17 protein-coding genes and 1 tRNA gene are annotated in these 18916 nt (G+C 30.9%); 12 read left to right on the top strand and 6 right to left on the bottom strand.

All coding sequences use genetic code 11. The features are described 5' to 3' along the window. The first annotated feature begins 9 nt into the window (after positions 1 to 9). Entirely contained in the window at positions 10 to 369 is a 360-nt protein-coding gene (gene folB, locus BUA99_RS05955; protein WP_072989515.1) for a dihydroneopterin aldolase, read from the top strand. 126 nt (positions 370 to 495) lie between these two features. Beyond that, positions 496 to 566, top strand: a tRNA-Cys gene (locus BUA99_RS15075). 1100 nt (positions 567 to 1666) lie between these two features. Here BUA99_RS15075 and BUA99_RS05950 read toward each other — a convergent pair. Genes BUA99_RS05950 through rnr form a run of 3 tightly spaced genes read right to left on the bottom strand, consistent with a single transcriptional unit; the run spans position 1667 to position 5252 of the window. Then, positions 1667 to 2344, bottom strand: a complete 678-nt coding sequence (locus tag BUA99_RS05950; RefSeq protein ID WP_072989512.1) for a LysE family translocator — start codon at positions 2342 to 2344, stop codon at positions 1667 to 1669. A gap of 40 nt (positions 2345 to 2384) precedes the next feature. Then, positions 2385 to 3053 carry a head GIN domain-containing protein gene (locus tag BUA99_RS05945; RefSeq protein ID WP_072989510.1) on the bottom strand — a complete coding sequence of 223 codons (669 nt, stop codon included), beginning with the start codon at positions 3051 to 3053 and terminating at the stop codon, positions 2385 to 2387. Between the two features lie 6 nt (positions 3054 to 3059). Beyond that, positions 3060 to 5252 (bottom strand): ribonuclease R, encoded by a 2193-nt coding sequence (gene rnr / locus BUA99_RS05940; RefSeq protein WP_072989508.1) that lies wholly within the window; start codon positions 5250 to 5252, stop codon positions 3060 to 3062. A gap of 119 nt (positions 5253 to 5371) precedes the next feature. Between rnr and BUA99_RS05935 the strand changes: the two genes are divergently transcribed. Both BUA99_RS05935 and rpiB read left to right on the top strand, forming a co-directional pair. Beyond that, a complete protein-coding gene (locus BUA99_RS05935; protein WP_072989505.1) occupies positions 5372 to 5605 on the top strand; it encodes a hypothetical protein in 234 nt (77 codons plus the stop codon). A 711-nt stretch (positions 5606 to 6316) separates the two neighbouring features. Then, positions 6317 to 6748, top strand: a complete 432-nt coding sequence (rpiB, locus tag BUA99_RS05930) for a ribose 5-phosphate isomerase B (protein ID WP_072989502.1) — start codon at positions 6317 to 6319, stop codon at positions 6746 to 6748. Between the two features lie 94 nt (positions 6749 to 6842). On the opposite strand, the gene BUA99_RS05925 is transcribed toward rpiB, so the two are convergent. Further along, complete coding sequence (locus tag BUA99_RS05925) at positions 6843 to 7133, bottom strand: DUF1294 domain-containing protein (RefSeq protein WP_072989500.1); 291 nt, start codon at positions 7131 to 7133, stop codon at positions 6843 to 6845. Positions 7134 to 7221: 88 nt separating this feature from the next. On the opposite strand from BUA99_RS05925, the gene BUA99_RS05920 reads away from it, so the two are divergent. Further along, positions 7222 to 9345, top strand: a complete 2124-nt coding sequence (locus BUA99_RS05920; protein WP_072989497.1) for a Tex family protein — start codon at positions 7222 to 7224, stop codon at positions 9343 to 9345. Positions 9346 to 9421: 76 nt separating this feature from the next. On the opposite strand, the gene BUA99_RS05915 is transcribed toward BUA99_RS05920, so the two are convergent. After that, positions 9422 to 9622: a Sec-independent protein translocase subunit TatA/TatB gene (locus tag BUA99_RS05915; RefSeq protein WP_072989494.1), complete on the bottom strand. Its 201-nt coding sequence runs from the start codon at positions 9620 to 9622 to the stop codon at positions 9422 to 9424. Between the two features lie 191 nt (positions 9623 to 9813). Between BUA99_RS05915 and BUA99_RS05910 the strand changes: the two genes are divergently transcribed. From BUA99_RS05910 to BUA99_RS05880, 7 genes are read left to right on the top strand one after another with little or no spacing between them, the layout of a single operon-like run. Then, on the top strand, positions 9814 to 10332 hold the full coding sequence (locus tag BUA99_RS05910; protein WP_072989491.1) for a peptidase: 519 nt from the start codon (positions 9814 to 9816) through the stop codon (positions 10330 to 10332). A 51-nt stretch (positions 10333 to 10383) separates the two neighbouring features. Then, positions 10384 to 11871 carry a GH3 family acyl-acid amido synthetase gene (locus tag BUA99_RS05905; protein WP_072989488.1) on the top strand — a complete coding sequence of 496 codons (1488 nt, stop codon included), beginning with the start codon at positions 10384 to 10386 and terminating at the stop codon, positions 11869 to 11871. A gap of 6 nt (positions 11872 to 11877) precedes the next feature. Then, the gene (locus BUA99_RS05900) at positions 11878 to 12744 is read left to right on the top strand and encodes a carboxypeptidase-like regulatory domain-containing protein (protein WP_072989485.1); all 867 of its coding nucleotides are present in this window, start codon (positions 11878 to 11880) and stop codon (positions 12742 to 12744) included. Between the two features lie 43 nt (positions 12745 to 12787). Continuing rightward, a complete protein-coding gene (locus tag BUA99_RS05895; protein ID WP_072989483.1) occupies positions 12788 to 14467 on the top strand; it encodes a DUF6909 family protein in 1680 nt (559 codons plus the stop codon). A gap of 44 nt (positions 14468 to 14511) precedes the next feature. Then, complete coding sequence (locus BUA99_RS05890; protein ID WP_072989480.1) at positions 14512 to 15495, top strand: UDP-glucuronic acid decarboxylase family protein; 984 nt, start codon at positions 14512 to 14514, stop codon at positions 15493 to 15495. Further along, positions 15495 to 16847 (top strand): exopolysaccharide biosynthesis polyprenyl glycosylphosphotransferase, encoded by a 1353-nt coding sequence (locus tag BUA99_RS05885; RefSeq protein ID WP_072989477.1) that lies wholly within the window; start codon positions 15495 to 15497, stop codon positions 16845 to 16847. The genes BUA99_RS05890 and BUA99_RS05885 overlap by 1 nt, the downstream gene beginning before the upstream one ends. Position 16848: 1 nt before the next feature. Further along, a complete protein-coding gene (locus BUA99_RS05880; protein WP_072989748.1) occupies positions 16849 to 17622 on the top strand; it encodes a glycosyltransferase family 2 protein in 774 nt (257 codons plus the stop codon). On the opposite strand, the gene BUA99_RS05875 is transcribed toward BUA99_RS05880, so the two are convergent. Next, the gene (locus tag BUA99_RS05875; protein WP_072989475.1) at positions 17606 to 18916 is read right to left on the bottom strand and encodes a phenylacetate--CoA ligase family protein; all 1311 of its coding nucleotides are present in this window, start codon (positions 18914 to 18916) and stop codon (positions 17606 to 17608) included. The genes BUA99_RS05880 and BUA99_RS05875 overlap by 17 nt on opposite strands.

Genomic DNA, 18916 nt, shown 5'->3' with positions numbered 1-18916 from the left:
AAATAGAAAATGGGAATTATAAAGCTAAAAAATATTAGAACCTACTCGTATCACGGTTGTCTGATAGAAGAAGGAAAAATTGGATCTGATTACATTGTGAACTTGGAAGTTAAAACTGATTTAAGAAAATCAAGTATTTCAGATAATTTAAAAGACACTGTCGATTATGTACTTTTAAATCAAATTGTTGTCGACGAAATGGCGATTCGTGCTGATTTACTAGAGCATGTTGCACATCGAATTGTGACCAGAATATTTGATGAAATCCCTGAGATATCACGAATTATTGTTGGCGTTTCTAAGCTAAATCCTCCTATTGGCGGTGATGTTGAGGCAGTTACTATTGAAATGGAAGAATATAGAAGTTAAAGATTTATGATTGTTGATTAAGGAATCTAGATTTTAGATTTAAATTTGAGAGAATTATTTTTATATCGAGAATTTCGATTTGGAATTTCGATTATTTATAGTACATTTGCAACCCAGTAAATAACTGGCGTCGTGGCCGAGCGGCTAGGCTGGGCTCTGCAAAAGCTCCTACTCCGGTTCGAATCCGGACGATGCCTCTAAAACCTTCAAGGAAACTTGGAGGTTTTTTTATTAGTTCAAATTTTTAAGAAAAATTAAGTAAATATTGCGTTCGAATCCGGACGATGCCTCTAAAACCTTCAAGGAAACTTGGAGGTTTTTTTTATGAATGATTTTTAAGTATTAACATTGTCATGCTGGAAGCATCGCTACACAGTTGCTCTAATTTGTTGAGACGCTTCCAGCGGGACAATTGGAATGGATCCAATCATGCATATACTTCCTTTATTTGAAGAAATAAAATAATTGAATTTGATTTTTAAGTACTAACATTGTCATGCTGGAAGCATCGCTACTAAATTGCTCTAAGTCAATTTAAAGCTTCCAGCGTGACAATTGGAATGGATCTAATCATGCTTATACTTCAGTAAATCCGAAGAAAATAAAATAATTGAATTTGATTTTTAATTACTAACATTGTCATGCTGGAAGCATCACTACTAAATTGCTCTAAGTCAATTTAAAGCTTCCAGCGTAACAATTGGAATGGATACAATCATGATTATACTTCATTAAATTCGAAGAAAATAAAATAATTGAATTTGATTTTTAAGTACTACCATTGTCATGCCGCAAGCATCACTACTACGTTGCTCTAGGTTGTTGAGACGCTTCCAGAGGCACAATGGGAATGGATACAATCATGATTATACTTCATTAAATCCGCAGAAAATAAAATAATTGAATTTGATTTTTAAGTACTAACATTGTCATGCTGGAAGCATCGCTACTAAGTTGCTCTAAATTGTTGAGATGCTTCCAGCGGCACAATGGGAATGGATACAATCATGATTATACTTCATTAAATCCGAAGAAAATAAAATAATTGAATTTGATTTTTAAGTACTAACATTGTCATGCTGGAAGCATCATTACTACGTTGCTCTAAGTTGTTGAGACGCTTCCAGCGTAACAATTGGAATGGATCCAATCATGCTTATAGTTCATTAAATTCGAAGAAAATAAAATAATTGAATTTGATTTTATTGGTTTTAAATTCAATTAAAGCAAAAAAAATCCTAATTCTGAACTTTCATTCACAATTAGGATTATGTTTATTAGTAAATTCTACAAAATCTTACTTATCAATTTTTTCTAAAGCATGTTTTACCATTTCTTTTTCTTTCGGAAACCAACCTTGTGTGATTAAAACAGTTCCAAAAATCATTAAAACGATGCTTATTCCTTTTTTTATTTTCAATATATTAACAGGTGTTAATTTATTTTTTAACTGTTTAGCTAGTAATATTTTAATACAATCAACTACCAAATATGATAAAATTACTGTTGTAAAAAAAGTAATCATTCTGGAGGTTTGCATTTCTAATTTAGGACCCACAGATATAATAATTGCTAACCAAAAACCCAGCACACCAATATTAATAATATTTAAAAAAAAGCCCTTGATAAATAAACTTCCATAATTCTTTTTTATAATTTCTTTATCAATTAAATCAGTGTTTATTTTCTGTTCTTTTTTTAATTGAAAAAATGAAATTACACCGTATGATAACATCAATACTCCTCCAAATATAAATAAAGCTGGCTGATCCTTTAAACTTTGAATTAATCTAAAACTGCCTAAATATGCTATACCAATAAATACAATATCACCTAAAATCACTCCTAAATCAAATACCAATGCTGCTCTAAACCCTTTTATAATACTAGTTTCTAGTAAAATAAAAAATACAGGGCCTATCATGAAACTTAAAAAAATTCCCCAAGGTATACCAGCTAAAATATCATTTATCATTAAAATCTAAATTAATTGCTTAAAAATTAATGGGAAAATACTAATTTTTTTCTAAAATAGTTCCACCAATAAAAACATCTTTATTGATCTGCTTTGGCTTACCATAAATAAAAATAGAACCACCAGCTTTTACTTTAGCATCCACTAAGGTACTAGCTCGAACCTCTGATTGACCGCCTGCAGATACACTTATAGACGTTTGCGCTGTCTCTAAATCTTTTGCATTTAGAATTCCTCCTGATGTGATTTTTACATCATGATTAGTAGCCTTTCCTACAATATTTATAATTCCACCGGCATTGGCTTTTGTGCTAACCTTATCAACGCTTAATTCCAGATCAATTTCTCCTCCACTTGTGGCGTTTAATTCTAAACTAGTTTGCTTGAAATCAATCTCACTTGAAACATAAGACCCTTCACTTACTGATATACTTTCTAACTTTTTAAAATATAATTTAACCATGATATCATCTCCTGACAAAAGTTTAGGAAAGGGCATTCTAATTTTTAATTCTCCATTTTTATTCACAGTTTGCATTTCTTCAGCTCGAGCTCCTGTAATCATTATTTTATTTTCTGAAGCTGGAATCAACTTTACATTTATTTTATCAAAAACTTTGACTTCATCAAAGTCTCCTAAATTTCTAGTTACTTGCGCAATTGTAATTTGGCTTAAAAATACAAATGCAATAATTGCTATTTTTTTCATCATTTATTATTTTACTAATTCTTCACTTCTTCTTAAAAAATTAAAATCAAGTTGTTTTTTAACTAAATCGGCATTTTTTACTTTAACGTAAATTTCATCTCCTAATTGTAATAATTTACCTGAAGTAGCTCCTGTTAATGCATATTGCTTTTCATCAAAGGTGTAATAATCATCTTTTATATCCCTAATTCTGCACATTCCTTCACACTTATTCTCGATGATTTCTACATAAATTCCCCATTCTGTAACACCAGATATAACTCCTAAAAACTCTTCATCTTTATGATCTTGCATGTATTTCACTTGCATATATTTTATAGAATCTCTTTCAGCATGTGTGGCTAAGCCTTCCATTGTTGAGGAATGTAAACATTTAGTTTCATACGTTTCTTCATCAACTGATTTTCCTCCATCAAGATAATGTTGTAACAATCGATGCACCATTACATCAGGATAACGACGAATAGGTGAAGTAAAATGAGAATAGTAGTCAAACGCTAAACCATAATGACCAATATTATCTGTTGAATATTTAGCTTTACTCATACTTCTAATTGCCAAGGTATCAATTAGATTTTGTTCTTTCTTGCCATTTACTTCTTCCATTAAAGCATTTAATGATTTAGAAATATCTCCTTTATTACGAAAATCAATTTTATAACCAAACTTGGCGATTACCGTTTGCATAGCAATTAATTTATCTTCGTTTGGTTCATCATGAATTCTGTAAATAAAGGTTTTCTTTTGCTTTCCTATATACTCTGCCACTTTCCTATTAGCTAAAAGCATAAATTCTTCAATTAAATGATTGGCATCTTTAGAAACTTTAAAATAGACACCTTGAGGTTCCCCTTCTTGATCTAGGTTGAATTTCACTTCTACCTTATCAAAAGTTATAGCTCCTTCAGCCATTCTCTTTTTTCTAAGAATCTTAGCTAATTCATCCATTTTAAGTGTTGCTGCAACGATTTCTTTCGAAACTTGATAAGATGCTCCAGTAATAGAAGTTTCTGCTGGAATTGTATCATCTTTTGTTTCTATGATATACTGTGCTTCTTCATAAGCAAAACGTTGATCAGAATACATTACAGTTCTACCAAACCACTGATTCATAACTTGAGCATTTTCATTGATCTCAAAAATTGCTGAAAATGTATATTTCTCTTCATTTGGTCGCAATGAACAAGCAAAATTCGATAAAACTTCGGGCAACATAGGTACAACTCTATCAACTAAATACACCGAAGTTGCACGCTGATATGCTTCATCATCTAAAATTGTTCCTTCTTGTAAGTAATATGAAACATCAGCAATATGAATTCCTATTTCGTAATTCCCATTTTCTAATTTCTTAAATGAAAGTGCGTCATCAAAATCTTTAGCGTCTTTTGGATCAATTGTGAATGTCAAAGTATCACGCATATCGCGACGTTTTGAAATTTCAATTTCAGTTATAGAAGTATCAATTTTTTGTGCAAATGTCTCTACCTCTATCGGAAATTCTGCTGGTAAACCATATTCAGCAAGAATTGCATGAATTTCGGTATCATGTTCTCCCGGTTTTCCTAAAACTTTAATCACTGAACCAAAAGGACTATCAGCTCTAGCAGGCCAATCTTCGATATGAACTAAAACAACATCACCTTGTTCGGCCTCACCAATCTTATCTTTTGGAATAAAAATATCAGTATACATTTTTGGATTTGCAGTAGAAACGAAAGCAAAATTAGCCTGAATGTCAATAACACCAACAAAATCAGTTTTATTCCTTTCAATAACTTCAATAACTTCCCCTTCTGGCTTTTTTCCTTTCCTGCGGTTATAAACATATACTTTAACTATATCTTTATCTAAGGCATGATTCAAATTATTAGTTGGAATAAAAACATCTTCCTCTAGTTCAGTAGAGACAAAGTAAGCTGTTTTGCGACCCGTCATATCGATTTTACCTTCGTAATAATCTTTACTTACTGCTTTTATGAGATACTTTCCAGGTTCTGCTTCTATAATTGTGTTCTGAGCAGCTAAAATTTTCAAGTCTTTGATAATTTGATTTCTACTTTCGGTATCATCTAACTCTAGCTTTGCTCCTATTTGTTTGTAATTAAATGCTTTATTAGCACTTTGCGATAATATTTTAACTATTTTTTCAGAGAAATCTTTCCCTTTTTTTACCGGCTTTCTTAATCTTTTACTCATAAAACTTTTCTTAAAGGTCTAAAATTACAAAATACTAAACTCTTATCCGTTAAGACTTCACAGATTTAAAGAAAATATAACTTTACTGAATAGTTGTATCTTTATAAAAACAATATAAAATGGAAGAATTTCAAACCATTGCAATTTTTAATTATTCACACGAAATTGTAGTTATTAAACATTTATTAGAACAGGAAGAAATTTATTATTTTTTTGAAAATGAAACAATAGTTTCAGTAGATCCATTTGCAAGTTTTGCTTACGGTGGAATCAAACTTAAAATTCATTTTAACGATTTTGAAAAAGTACAAGCATTACTAGATCATTTAAATAACAATTTAAAAATTGTCTAAATTAAATGACAACTTTTAAAATAAAATTTTTAAAGTTGTCAACATATATTAAAATAAACAAAAAGAAAATTTAAATTTAAAATCTTTCTTGGTTGTTATTATAGTGTGTTAATAGTGGCAATAAATTTATTTTAAAATGGAGTAATATTAAGTTTCACTATTTTATTGGGACTTATCAACAAAGTTATATTTAGATAAACGTTTAGTTTTTAAGTCTTTTTATATTTTAATTAACAATCGTTGATAACTTCAATATTGCTGATTTTGTAAATAACTCTTACTACCGCTTTTGTTAATAAAACACTTTTTTATATTGATAAGTATTCTAAAAAAAGTGCAAACTAAATTAGGTTTTTAATATTGGGTTTTGGATTACATTTTATTTCGATACAACCAAAATTTAGTTCTTATTTTCTATTTCAACTTATCAACAGTGACTGTTAATTTAAAGTTAACTGAATATCAAGTAATTGCGTTTTACTATTAACAATGCAAAATTTTAACAATTATATTGAAATATACTTGATGATTATCAGTTAGTTACATTTAAAAAAAAATGTTAATAACTCTTAATCTAATGGTATAAAGACAGTTATAATTTTAAAATCTAAACTATTTTTTTTTACTAAAGAAAAAAATTGTATGATGGAATTAAGAATGATAATTAAATACTTTGGTTAAATTTGCAACACACAACTTAAATAATATTTTATGAAAATCTCCATTGGAAACGACCATGCAGCGCCTGATTATAAAAAAGCAATTGTTGAAATGCTAAATGCAAAAGGACATCAGGTAACTAATTACGGAACGGATTCTACTAATAGTGTTGATTATCCAGATTTTGGACATCCCGTTGCAAAAGATGTCTCTGAAGGTGTAGCCGATTTTGGAATTATCATTTGCGGAAGCGGAAACGGAATTGCAATGACTGCTAACAAACATCAAAAAGTACGTGCTGCTTTATGCTGGATGAAAGAAATCGCAATTTTAGCGCGCCAACATAATGATGCTAATATAATAAGTATTCCTGCTCGTTATACTTCAATCCAACAGGCTGTAGAAATGGTTGACGCTTTTCTTGTTACTGAATTTGAAGGTGGAAGGCATCAAAACAGAGTTAATAAAATTGCTTGTTCATAAAAAAAATCGGTGGTGCTTCGCACCAATAATTATAAGCTTAGTCATAACACTAAGCTTTTTTTATTTTCTCTTGTCTGAAATTACATTGATTGCTTCAATTGATTGACGCAATCAATATTTTTATTTTTAAAAAATAAAAACAAAATATCAAAATTTGTACAATTATAATCAACGATAATTTCAAAAAATAACTTCTTTTGGCTGTTTTATGTCTAAAAATAAGCATTGCTAATCCGGAACCAATTGTCCCACCGATGCAGACAAACGCAAGAAGTGTTTTTTCAGAAATTCGCCTTTTTTGGTTTTGAGCTAATTTTTTGTCGTAACCAATTTGTAAAAAAGCAATTATATTAACGCTAAAAAAAACGTATAATAAAATATTCATTTAACTCAATTTATCTAACAAAGATATTATTTTAGCATCTTGTTTTCTTTAAATTTTATTTCAAAATATCTTCAAACTAACATTAAAAATGACCAATATACAATTCATTGCTAGATCAGTCAAAACAGCAGATATAAACATTCAGAACACGGTTCAATTATTAGCTGAGGATTGTACAATCCCCTTTATTTCGCGATATCGAAAAGATACTACTGGAAATCTCGACGAAGTGCAAATTGAAAACATAGCCAAGTTTCAAAAAGAATTTGAAATAATTGTAAAAAGAAAAGACGCAATTTTAAAATCTATTTTAGAACAAAATGCTTTAACACTAAATTTAAAATCTAAAATTGAAAATAGTTTTGATTTACAAGAAATTGAAGATTTTTATTTACCTTTTAAAAAAAAGAAAAAAACAAGAGCTGATGTAGCACGTGAAAATGGCTTAGAACCTTTGGCAAAAACAATGATGGATCAAGGCAATGATGATATCGCCTTTATTGTAACAAAATATTTAAATAAAAAGGTTATTAATGAAGAAGCTGCATTGCAAGGTGCAAGAGATATAGTAGCCGAATGGATAAACGAAAATATTTATGTTCGAAAACAATTGCGACGATTATATCAAAGGAAAGCGAGCATCGCTACCAAGGTAGTGAAAACTAAAAAAGAGGATGAAAATGCACAAAAATTCAATCAATATTTTGATTGGGTCGAGCCGCTAAGTAAAACACCTTCACATCGATTATTAGCCATGCTTCGCGCTGAAAACGAAGGCTTTGTTAAAATGAAAATTGAAGTTGATATTGAGGAAGCTTATGATTTAATTGATGAAATAATTTTAAAAAAACAAAGTAATTTTACTTCACACATACAGCTTGCTATTGAAGATAGTTTCAAACGACTTTTAAATCCTGCAATATCAAATGAAAGTTTACAGGAAGCAAAAGTTAAGGCTGATGCCAATTCTATTCAGGTTTTTGCTAATAATTTAAGTCAACTATTGCTAGCGCCGCCGCTAGGAGAAAAGCGAATCCTTGCTATTGATCCTGGATTTAGAAGTGGTTGTAAAGTAGTTTGTTTAGATGAAAAAGGCGATTTACTTTACAATGAAAATATCTATCCGCACGCACCGCAAAACGAAACGACAATGGCAATGAAAAAAATCCGTTCGATGGTAAATGCCTATCAAATTGATGCCATTTCTATAGGAAACGGAACCGCTTCACGAGAAACCGAATTTTTTATTAAAAAAATCGCTTTTGACAAGCCTGTACAAGTTTTCATAGTCAGTGAAGCAGGAGCATCGGTTTATTCGGCTTCAAAAATTGCGAGAGAGGAGTTTCCTAATTATGATGTAACAGTTCGTGGATCGGTTTCTATAGGAAGAAGACTTTCAGATCCTTTAGCTGAATTGGTAAAAATTGATCCAAAAGCCATTGGCGTAGGCCAGTACCAGCATGATGTAGACCAAAATAAGTTGAAAGAGGAGTTGGACACAACGGTTATTCGTTGCGTGAATTCGGTGGGAATAAATATCAACACAGCAAGCAAACATTTATTGAGCTATGTGAGTGGAATAGGAGAGAAGCTAGCGGAAAATATTGTCAAATATCGTTATGAAAACGGACCATTTACTGATCGAAAACAATTAAAAAAAGTGCCACGTTTAGGCGAAAAAGCCTTTCAACAAGGAGTTGCTTTTATAAGAATTACCAATGCCAAAAACCCATTGGATAATTCGGCTGTTCATCCAGAGGCTTACGGGATTGTTGAAAAAATGGCTAATGATTTAAAACTGACAGTTAATGATTTAATTGCTAATAAGGAAAAAACAGCATTAATCAAACTAGAGAATTACTGTACTCCGGAGATAGGTGTACTAACTTTAAAAGATATTATAAAAGAGTTGGAGAAACCCGGATTAGATCCAAGAAAAGCAGCTAAAGTATTTGAATTTGATCCAAATGTAAAAGTAATAAAAGACGTAAAATCAGGAATGATTTTGCCTGGAATTGTAAATAATATTACCAATTTTGGTTGCTTTGTTGATATTGGTGTTAAAGAAAGTGGCTTAGTTCACATTTCACAATTGAAAGTAGGTTTTGTGAGTGATGTCAATGAAGTAGTCAAATTGCATCAACATGTTCAAGTTAAAGTAACGGAAGTGGACGAGGATCGAAAGAGAATTCAGTTGACCATGATACTATAATCAACAAAAATATCCAAATTCCATAAGTAAAACTTATAGAATTTGGATATTCTCGCGTATTGAAATATAAAGATAATTATTCTTTAATTTCTTCTTCTTTTTTCGGAGCTGGTTGATCTTCTTTTGAAGCATTTTTAAATTCCTTAATTCCGCCACCTAAGCCTTTCATTAATTCTGGAATTTTTTTACCTCCAAAAAGCAATAAAACAACTGCAATTATAAGAATCCATTCTGAACCACCAGGCAACATCCCTAAAGTTATAGTTAAAAAGTTCATATTTTCTATTTTTTAAAAAAGATAAGCAAAGGTATGCAGAATTAGTTCACGGAAAATCATTTTATTAGATTTATTTGAGTTTCAAAAGCGTTAAAAATTTACTAATTTAATTTTTTGATAATTGTTAGCTATAAAACCAATGATTTCGATTCCCAACATTAATTGTTATATTTGTTTCATATAGAAATTGTATGTTTAAGAAAAAGCTGAAACAGCTCAAGATAAAAGAAAATTTATTCAATAAAAGACGTTTAATAATTTTAAATGAAGATACATTTGAGGAAACATTTTCATTCAAACTAACGCTGATGAACGTTTTTATATTTGCTACTTTGGGCGCAATCATAATTACATTTGTTACTACTTTTATCATTGCATTTACACCGCTGCGAGAATTCATTCCTGGTTATTCATCAACTAAATTGAAGAAGGACGCTACCGAATTAGCTTTAAAATCAGATTCCTTGACCATAGCTCTTAAAAAAAATGAAGCTTATATTCTTTCTATAAAAAAAGTACTAACTGGCAAGCTCGACTATGCCAAATTTAATAAAGATTCAATTATTGCTGCTGCAGAAATTGAAATCGAGCCTGAAAAGTTAAAAGCCTCAGACGAAGAATTAGAGTTACGAAATCAGATTTATCAAGAAGAAAAAAACATTCAGCTTAATGAGGCATCAAAAGTTAAAGCGAGGAAAATTAAAAAATAAAATCTTAGAAACCTTGAGCCTTTAAACTTTCTTGGCAAAACAAAAATATATATGTCATTAAAATCTATTGCTGCAAAAATATTTGCAAAAAAAATCTACAAAAAAACGCAAGTATGGGTTATCAATCCAGTTGAAACTCAAAACAGCGTTTTTTTAGAATTAATTAAGCAAGCTAAAAACACGAAGTTTGGAGTGGATCATAATTTTGAACAAATTAAAACTACTGCAGATTTTGCTCGGCAAGTTCCAGTTCGCGATTACGAAGGATTGAAGCACTATATTGATGAAGTAGTTGAAGGTGCCGATAATATACTCTGGAAAGGAAAACCACTTTATTTTGCAAAAACTTCAGGTACAACTTCAGGGGCAAAATACATTCCGCTTACTAAAGAATCCATGCCTTATCATATTGAAGCAGCTAGAAACGCAATTTTGCATTACATTAATGAAACAGGAAATGCTGATTTTGTAGATAAGAAAATGATTTTTCTGCAAGGAAGCCCAATTCTGGAAGAAAAAAATGGAATAAACTTAGGTCGGTTGTCTGGAATTGTAGCTCATTTTGTTCCAAAATACTTGCAAAAAAATAGAATGCCATCTTTAGGAACTAATTGTATTGAGGATTGGGAAACTAAGGTAAACGCAATTGTGGAAGAGACGTTTAACGAAGACCTGGCGGTTATCTCGGGAATTCCATCTTGGGTACAAATGTATTTTGAAAAATTACAGCAAAAAGGAGAGAAGCCAGTTGGAGAAATTTTCAGAAACTTTAATTTATTTATTTACGGTGGTGTTAATTACGAACCGTATCGCGCTAAATTTGAAAACCTTATTGGTCGAAAAGTAGATAGTATTGAGTTATTTCCGGCTTCAGAAGGATTTTTTGCTTATCAAGATTCTCAAAAAGAAAAAGGAATGTTACTGCTATTGAATGCTGGAATTTTCTACGAATTTATAAAAAGTGACGAATTTCATAATGAAAATGCAAAACGTCATACAATTGGTGAAGTAGAATTAAATGTAAATTATGTTTTAATCATATCTACAAATGCAGGACTCTGGGCATATAATATAGGTGACACGGTACAATTTGTGTCCTTAAAACCGTATCGAATCATTGTTTCGGGTAGAATTAAGCATTTTATTTCTGCTTTTGGCGAACATGTAATTGGCAAGGAAGTAGAAAGTGCTTTGCAAGAAGCGATTGTTGGAACGGATATACGTATTAATGAATTTACTATTGCTCCTCAAATCACGCCAGAATCTGGTTTACCGTATCATGAGTGGTTTATAGAATTTGAAAACGAACCGCAAGACAGCGTAGCTTTTGCGGAAGCACTAGACAATTCCATGCGCAAACAAAATATGTATTATGATGATTTGATAGTGGGTAAAGTGTTGCGAAAAGTGGTGGTTACCAAAGTGGTGAAAAATGGATTTCAAGATTATATGAAATCGATAGGTAAATTAGGCGGTCAAAATAAAATTCCAAGACTTTCGGATAATAGGAATATTGTTGATTTATTAAAAAGAGAATAAAGGAAAATGAAAATTTTTTACGTGCTTGTATTTCTTGTTTATTTTTCAATGAGTTCGCAGATCAATGGAACTGTCGTTGATGAGAAAAACCAAGCTATTGCTTATGTCAACATTTGGGTAGAAAATGAAAACATAGGAACGACTTCTAATCAAAAAGGTGAGTTTTTTATAAATTCCACTATTGAAAAAGCCTTTATTTTCTCTGCAGTAGGTTTTGAATTGAAGAAAATTAAAATTATTGATAAAGAAATAGTGACTTTGCAAACCGCCATTTATAATTTAAATGAAGTTGTAATAGCTAAAAGCAAAAGGGCAATAGAAAGTGAAATTGGAAATTATAAAAAACCATACGCAAGCCATCTTTCAGGCTCTGTGCCTTGGATTTATGCTAAACGATTTGAGTATAATAATTTATATAAAAAAACTCCTTTTTTGAAAAATGCTATAGTATTTACAAAGAGCAAAATAAAAAACGCGAAATTCAAATTGAGAATTTTTGCAGTTCAAGAAAATGGTTTCCCAGCAGAAGACTTATTAAAAGAAGATATTGTAGTTGTTGTAAAATCAGGAAAAACTAAAAATGTAATTGATTTGTCCAATTTCAATATAATTTTCCCGGATAATGGAATTTTTATAGCTTATGAATGGTTAATAATCGAAGAAAATAAATATTTATATAAAACTAATTTTAAAGGATCATCAAATAATTATTCTATGAATTATGCTCCAGCTATACTAGTGAATAAAGTTGAAACGGAAAATACATTTACGTATCGAGAAGGGCGATGGATGTCTAGAAAAGGTTCTTCAATGAAAGAAAATTCAAAGAACGTTATAATAGAGCCCGCAATTAATCTAACATTAACAAATTAAAACATAAAAAAACTAACTTTGCAGGTTAGAAAATAATTATAAAATGAAACAAACAAAAAATATATCTCGTTCGCGAGCTCAGGAATCATCAGCAGCCATTGAAAAAATGTACATTACAATGCGTCATTTATTCAATAGAGGTTTCTATAAACCAATGGGAATTTCAGGCGATACCTTACGAGAAGCATTACTAGCTTTACGTCCAGAAATTTATGGAAATATTGCCGAAGACAAAGTGGAATTAAACGGACTGTTGTACGTTATTGAACGACTTCCTGTAGGAATAGAAGAATGTCGATTTATTAATTTAACTTCAGAAGAAGGATATTCTAAATCACATTTTCAAGCGATTGTTCCACCAAAGAGGCGTCGTAATTGCTACCGTATTGATGAAGAGCAAATGAATGTTGAAATTACCAGAGGTCGTTCAGACATCTATGATATTTTGACACATTTGACATTTATATTTATCGAATCACATAAAATTAGAAACAGAGTTCTACTTGATGATGCAGGCGAAGTTTCGCGTGATTGGTTCAAATTAGAACAGGCAGTTTCTCAAAAGAAAAAATTAACACAGGTCGAAAAAGAGAAAGCCATTTCCCATTCGGCTAATATCTTAGGTAGAACTTTTGAGGAAGTACTAGATATTTATGATGCTTTTGGTTCAGCCGCTGCGCCAGATCGTTTTTTACATGTCATTTTTTGGCTGGGGAAATTAGCCATTGAAGAAATTGTAGATGATAATAAAAGGACAATTACGTTCAGTCCTATTTTAAGAGAACGTTTAGGACACCATATTCATGGTGAAATTTGGGCTACGAACATCAAGGAAGTTTTACAAGCAAATCAACTTTTAGATCGTCCTATACACGTTATTAGTGCTAATATGCACTCAGTGATGAATTCAATATTTGCGACCGAGGTTTTGAAAACTAAATTTAAAGATAAATCAGATTTTTTTATCTATGAAGAATTGAGTAAATCTGGCGCTGATGAGGTTCGGAACCAAGTGACAGCAGTAGCATTGAAGCAAGGAATGATTTCGTTGCCTGATAGTTCAGGTACTAACATAGACGTACAAATATTTGATACGGCAAAAATTGACTGGAAAAAAACCTCTTTTGCTACAGCAAAAACAGGCGATAAACAGCCTGTATTAATTGTAATGGATTACGCCTTTGGTGAGCAAGCTTATGAAACTATTGATGAATTATTGAAACCATTCAAAAAAGATATTTTGCTTAATGTGGAATCAGTTTCTATTATGGGAAAAGCAGGAATTCTAGAAGGCGGAAAAGGAGATATTATGATTCCAAATGCGCATATTAATGAAGGAACTGCAGATAATTATTATTTTAAAAATGAATTATCAGCTGATATGTTTGAAGGAAATGACATTGCAGTTTTTGCCGGTCCAATGGTTACTGTGTTAGGAACTTCATTACAAAATAGAGATTTGTTAAAGTTTTTTCATGAGTCAACTTGGGGAGTAATAGGATTAGAAATGGAAGGTTCTTATTATCAAAAAGCGATTCAATCAGCTTCAAAAATCAGAAAAAGTGTACCACACAATGTAAAGGTTAGATATGCTTATTACGCATCAGATAATCCTTTAGAAACAGGAAGTACATTGGCATCAGGAGGACTAGGAACTACGGGTGTAAAACCAACCTATTTAATCACAATTAAAATTTTAGAACAAATTTTTAATTCTAAATAAATTATAAACGGAGAAAATTATTTTTCTAGCAAAGCATAAGAATTATGAAAAGAATTTTAATCACTGGCGCGGCAGGATTTCTAGGTTCACATCTTTGTGATCGATTTATAAAGGAAGGATATTTTGTTATAGGTATGGACAATCTCATTACCGGTGATTTAAAAAATATTGAACATCTTTTTAAATTAGAGCATTTTGAATTTTATCATCATGATATCACAAAGTTTGTTCATGTTCCAGGTAATTTAGATTATATTCTTCATTTTGCTTCACCAGCGAGTCCCATTGATTATTTAAAAATTCCTATCCAAACGCTAAAAGTCGGATCTTTAGGAACGCACAATCTTTTAGGTTTGGCCAGAGTAAAAAAGGCGCGAATCCTTATCGCATCAACATCTGAAGTGTATGGCGATCCTCTAGTTCACCCGCAAACAGAAGAATATTATGGAAATGTAAATACTATAGGTCCACGAGGTGTATATGACGAGGCTAAACGTTTCCAGGAATCGATCACTATGGCTTATCATACTTTTCACGGTGTGGAGACCAGAATTGTTCGTATTTTTAATACCTACGGCCCAAGAATGAGACTGAATGATGGTCGTGTAATTCCGGCATTTATTGGACAAGCCATTCGCGGCGAAGATTTAACGATTTTTGGAGATGGAATGCAAACACGCTCTTTCTGTTATGTTGATGATCAAGTAGAAGGAATTTTTAGATTATTGCATTCTGATTATGTTTATCCAGTAAACATTGGTAATCCAAATGAAATAACCATTAAAGACTTTGCGGAAGAGATTATAAAACTAACAGGTACAAATCAAAAAGTAGTATACCATCCTTTGCCAATGAATGATCCTTTACAACGGCAACCAGATATTACAAAAGCAAAAGAGTTACTAGGCTGGGAAGCTAAAATTGGTCGTGCTGAAGGAATGAAAATCACTTACGATTATTTTAAATCATTATCTGCTGATGAACTTTCAAAGGAAGAGCATAAAGATTTTTCAAATTACATAAAATAGTGAAAGCAAGAGTAGGAAGATATTCGGCCTATATTCGCCCGTTTTCTTACGTAGTTGATTTAATAATAATCAATGCAATTTCTATTTTAATTGTTGGTTTTCACCAAAATCAAACTCTTTACGCCGTTTTTATTAGCGTAGCTTGGTTTATTATGGCTATTTATTTTGGGTTTTATGAAGTATACCGCTACACAAGAGTAATAACAATTCTTAATAATACCGTTAAACAAACCGTTTTATTTGGTTTTGTTTGTCTTGCGCTAGAACTATATTTTTCTGAGTTTGTCTATCAAAAAAAAGTTGTTTTATGTGTTTTAATATCGGTATCATTAATCTTAGCAGTGAAACTTTTTATCTATTATTTTTTAAGAAGATTTAGGGTTTTATACGGTGGCAATTCTAGAACAGTAGTTTTATTAGGCAATGATAATAATATTGAACCTCTAAAACATTTTTTTACTGATAATCCTGATTATGGATATAATCTAGTAAAAGTATTTAGTGTAAATGAAGATAAAAAAGCAAGAATCAACGAATGTCTCTCCTTTGTAGCCGATAAAAAAATTGATGAAATTTATTGTGCTGTGGCGGATTTACCAGACAGTTTAATAGCTACTATCATTGACTTTGCTGATAATAACCTAAAAACTGTAAAATTTATTCCTGATGGAAAACAAGTTCTTTCCAGTAATGTTAAATTTGAATTTTACAGCTATATTCCTATAATTTCGTTGCGGAATATACTGCAGGAAGAAAGTTTTAATAAGGTAATTAAACGTGTTTTTGATTTAGTTTTTTCATTATTTATAATCGTAAGTATTTTGTCTTGGCTAGTGCCAATCATGGCAATAATAATTAAATTAGATTCAAAAGGACCAATATTTTTTGTCCAAAAAAGAAATGGATTAAATTTAAAAGATTTTAATTGTTATAAGTTCCGATCTATGGAACTGAATGAAAATGCCGACATGCAACTTACTTTTAAGAACGATAAACGTGTAACTAAAGTAGGGAAATTTATTCGTAAAACCAGTATCGATGAATTTCCACAGTTTTTTAATGTTTTTTTTGGCGAAATGTCAATAGTTGGCCCTCGACCACACATGGTAAGTGTAACTAATATTTATGCAGCTAAAGTGGATAAATTCATGGTTCGTCATTTTGTGAAACCAGGAATAACAGGATTAGCACAAACGAAAGGGTTTAGAGGAGAAGTTGAAAATGATGAAGATATAATAAATCGGGTAAAATATGATATTTTTTATATTGAAAACTGGTCATTATTGTTAGATGTAAAAATTATAATTGATACCATTTTCAACACCTTAAGAGGTGATGATAAAGCCTATTAAAATGGAAAATCCTATAGTATCTGTTTTAACGCCTTCGTATAATTCTGAAAAGTATATTCAAGAAGCAATTCTATCTGTGCAAAATCAAACCTATCAAACCTGGGAAATGATTATTGTCGATGATGCCTCTACAGATAAGACTGTTGCCATAATTGAGAAAATTGCAGCTATTGATAATCGGATTACATTAATAAAGCTTGCTAGCAATTCTGGAACTGGAATAGCAAGAAATACTGCACTAGATTATGCTAAAGGAAAATACATTTCGTTTCTAGATGCTGATGATTTATGGAAGTCCGATAAATTAGAAAAGCAGGTTAATTTTCTTATAAATAATAATCTACCATTTACTTTTTCTTTTTATGATTATATAAACGAAGAGGGAAATTTACTGAACATAACGATTGAAGCACCAAAACATTTATCCTACAAGGAACTGTTTTTTTGTAATTACGTAGGTAATCTTACAGGAATTTATGATGCTGATTATTTTGGGAAAATCAGTATTTCATTAACTAGAAAACGCCAAGATTGGATGTTATGGCTTACTATTTTAGATAAAATTGAAGTGGCTCAGGTTGTTCCTGAAAGTTTAGCTTATTATAGAGTACGTAAAAACTCATTATCATCTTCAAAGCTCGCATTATTAAAACACAATTATGCAGTCTATCGATTTTTTCATGGCTATAGTATTATTTCCTCGCTCTGTTTAATGATTGTTTTTCTTTTTACCCAACTAATTATAAAACCTCATTATGTCAAAGCAGCGATTTAAACTGATGCAATTTTCCACTTTTACTTCGTTCTAATTTTGATTTTCTAATAAATGTAAAATGTAAATTTGGTTCAAGATATAAATCTACTGCGAATTCAATTTTTTTTATTTGTTCTACCGTAAGTTCAATTTCACTCACATATTCAATCTCAAAACAATCAATTTTAGTTTGTGTGATAATAAATTCTTTAATGTTTCCATCATCATCAATGATACTTTTTGTCACGTAATAAAAAGTCAATCCGGGTGATTTTTTGCCGCTGGGCAAGTGGGCAATATCATTAGTTCTTCCAATTAATTTTTTGAGAATAGGTCTTTGTAATGTACTTTTTTCGTCTAGAATTCCAATATCACCAATGTCATATCGTATAAATGGATGCGCTTTATTAAATAGCGATGTAATAACAATTCGACCTGAAGAACCATGTGGAACCGGTTGATTAGCATCATCAAGAATTTCTATGAATAAAGTTTCTGAGTTCACTTGCCATTCTAAATTTGGATTTTGAAAAGCAATCAAATCTAATTCGGAAGCACCGTATTCATTAACAATAGGAATTCCAAATTGCTTTTCCAGCAATAGTTTATCATTATCAAAAAGCATCTCTGAAGTCACCATGCACACTTTCAAGCTCGGGCAAATATCTTTTAATATAATTTCTTTGCTCTGTAAAAATTTGGCAAACAAAACAATTGAACTAGTATAACCGTTTATATAATCAAATTTCGACTTCTGAAATTTAAGTAACATCTTCTCTAAAACTAAATCAGATAAATTAAAAATAGAGAATCGAAAACGATTGCTTAAAAAATCTTTCATTCTTTCTTTTTTATTTCCAAAAAAGTCTAACGGAATTCCATAAAAACGAGCTTGGTATGAAGTATTGAAATCAATTCCATACCAACTAAAACGGTATATGTTTGAAGCCCAAGTTAATGCGTGACAGTATTTATCCTTAGCAAAAATGAAGGGAGTTCCGCTTGAACCAGAAGTTTTATTGACATAAACCTCTTTTAAAGAATATCCTGTAGATAACCTTTCTAATATTGGTTTTTGTAAATTCTGTTTGTTTAAAACTGGTAAATCTTTCCAGTTAGAAATTGTTTTAGAACCAACTAATTGCTGGTAAAAAAGATTATTTTTTAAGTGAAAAGCAACAATTTCTTTTTTTTTATTTTCGAGAAATTTTTTGTAACCGGTATCGTTGAGTGCCAAAATTTTTTGTAGTTCAATTTTAGCTTCGTTAATAGGAAAACCATTTGCTTGAAGTGCAATGTTGAAAAGTGGAATCAT

This window comes from Flavobacterium segetis (genome assembly GCF_900129575.1).
In the GTDB taxonomy this organism is placed as follows: Bacteria; Bacteroidota; Bacteroidia; order Flavobacteriales; family Flavobacteriaceae; genus Flavobacterium; species Flavobacterium segetis.
This window is presented reverse-complemented; position numbering and strand designations above follow the sequence as displayed.

Coding starts and splice junctions, on each gene's coding strand:
- BUA99_RS05920 (WP_072989497.1), top strand. CDS start 7,222: ATGACCAATATACAATTCATTGCTAGATCAGTCAAAACAGCAGATATA.
- BUA99_RS05880 (WP_072989748.1), top strand. CDS start 16,849: ATGGAAAATCCTATAGTATCTGTTTTAACGCCTTCGTATAATTCTGAA.
- rnr (WP_072989508.1), bottom strand. CDS start 5,252: ATGAGTAAAAGATTAAGAAAGCCGGTAAAAAAAGGGAAAGATTTCTCT.
- BUA99_RS05900 (WP_072989485.1), top strand. CDS start 11,878: ATGAAAATTTTTTACGTGCTTGTATTTCTTGTTTATTTTTCAATGAGT.
- BUA99_RS05875 (WP_072989475.1), bottom strand. CDS start 18,916: ATGATTCCACTTTTCAACATTGCACTTCAAGCAAATGGTTTTCCTATT.
- BUA99_RS05895 (WP_072989483.1), top strand. CDS start 12,788: ATGAAACAAACAAAAAATATATCTCGTTCGCGAGCTCAGGAATCATCA.
- BUA99_RS05915 (WP_072989494.1), bottom strand. CDS start 9,622: ATGAACTTTTTAACTATAACTTTAGGGATGTTGCCTGGTGGTTCAGAA.
- BUA99_RS05950 (WP_072989512.1), bottom strand. CDS start 2,344: ATGATAAATGATATTTTAGCTGGTATACCTTGGGGAATTTTTTTAAGT.
- BUA99_RS05905 (WP_072989488.1), top strand. CDS start 10,384: ATGTCATTAAAATCTATTGCTGCAAAAATATTTGCAAAAAAAATCTAC.
- BUA99_RS05925 (WP_072989500.1), bottom strand. CDS start 7,133: ATGAATATTTTATTATACGTTTTTTTTAGCGTTAATATAATTGCTTTT.
- BUA99_RS05935 (WP_072989505.1), top strand. CDS start 5,372: ATGGAAGAATTTCAAACCATTGCAATTTTTAATTATTCACACGAAATT.
- folB (WP_072989515.1), top strand. CDS start 10: ATGGGAATTATAAAGCTAAAAAATATTAGAACCTACTCGTATCACGGT.
- BUA99_RS05910 (WP_072989491.1), top strand. CDS start 9,814: ATGTTTAAGAAAAAGCTGAAACAGCTCAAGATAAAAGAAAATTTATTC.
- rpiB (WP_072989502.1), top strand. CDS start 6,317: ATGAAAATCTCCATTGGAAACGACCATGCAGCGCCTGATTATAAAAAA.
- BUA99_RS05890 (WP_072989480.1), top strand. CDS start 14,512: ATGAAAAGAATTTTAATCACTGGCGCGGCAGGATTTCTAGGTTCACAT.
- BUA99_RS05945 (WP_072989510.1), bottom strand. CDS start 3,053: ATGAAAAAAATAGCAATTATTGCATTTGTATTTTTAAGCCAAATTACA.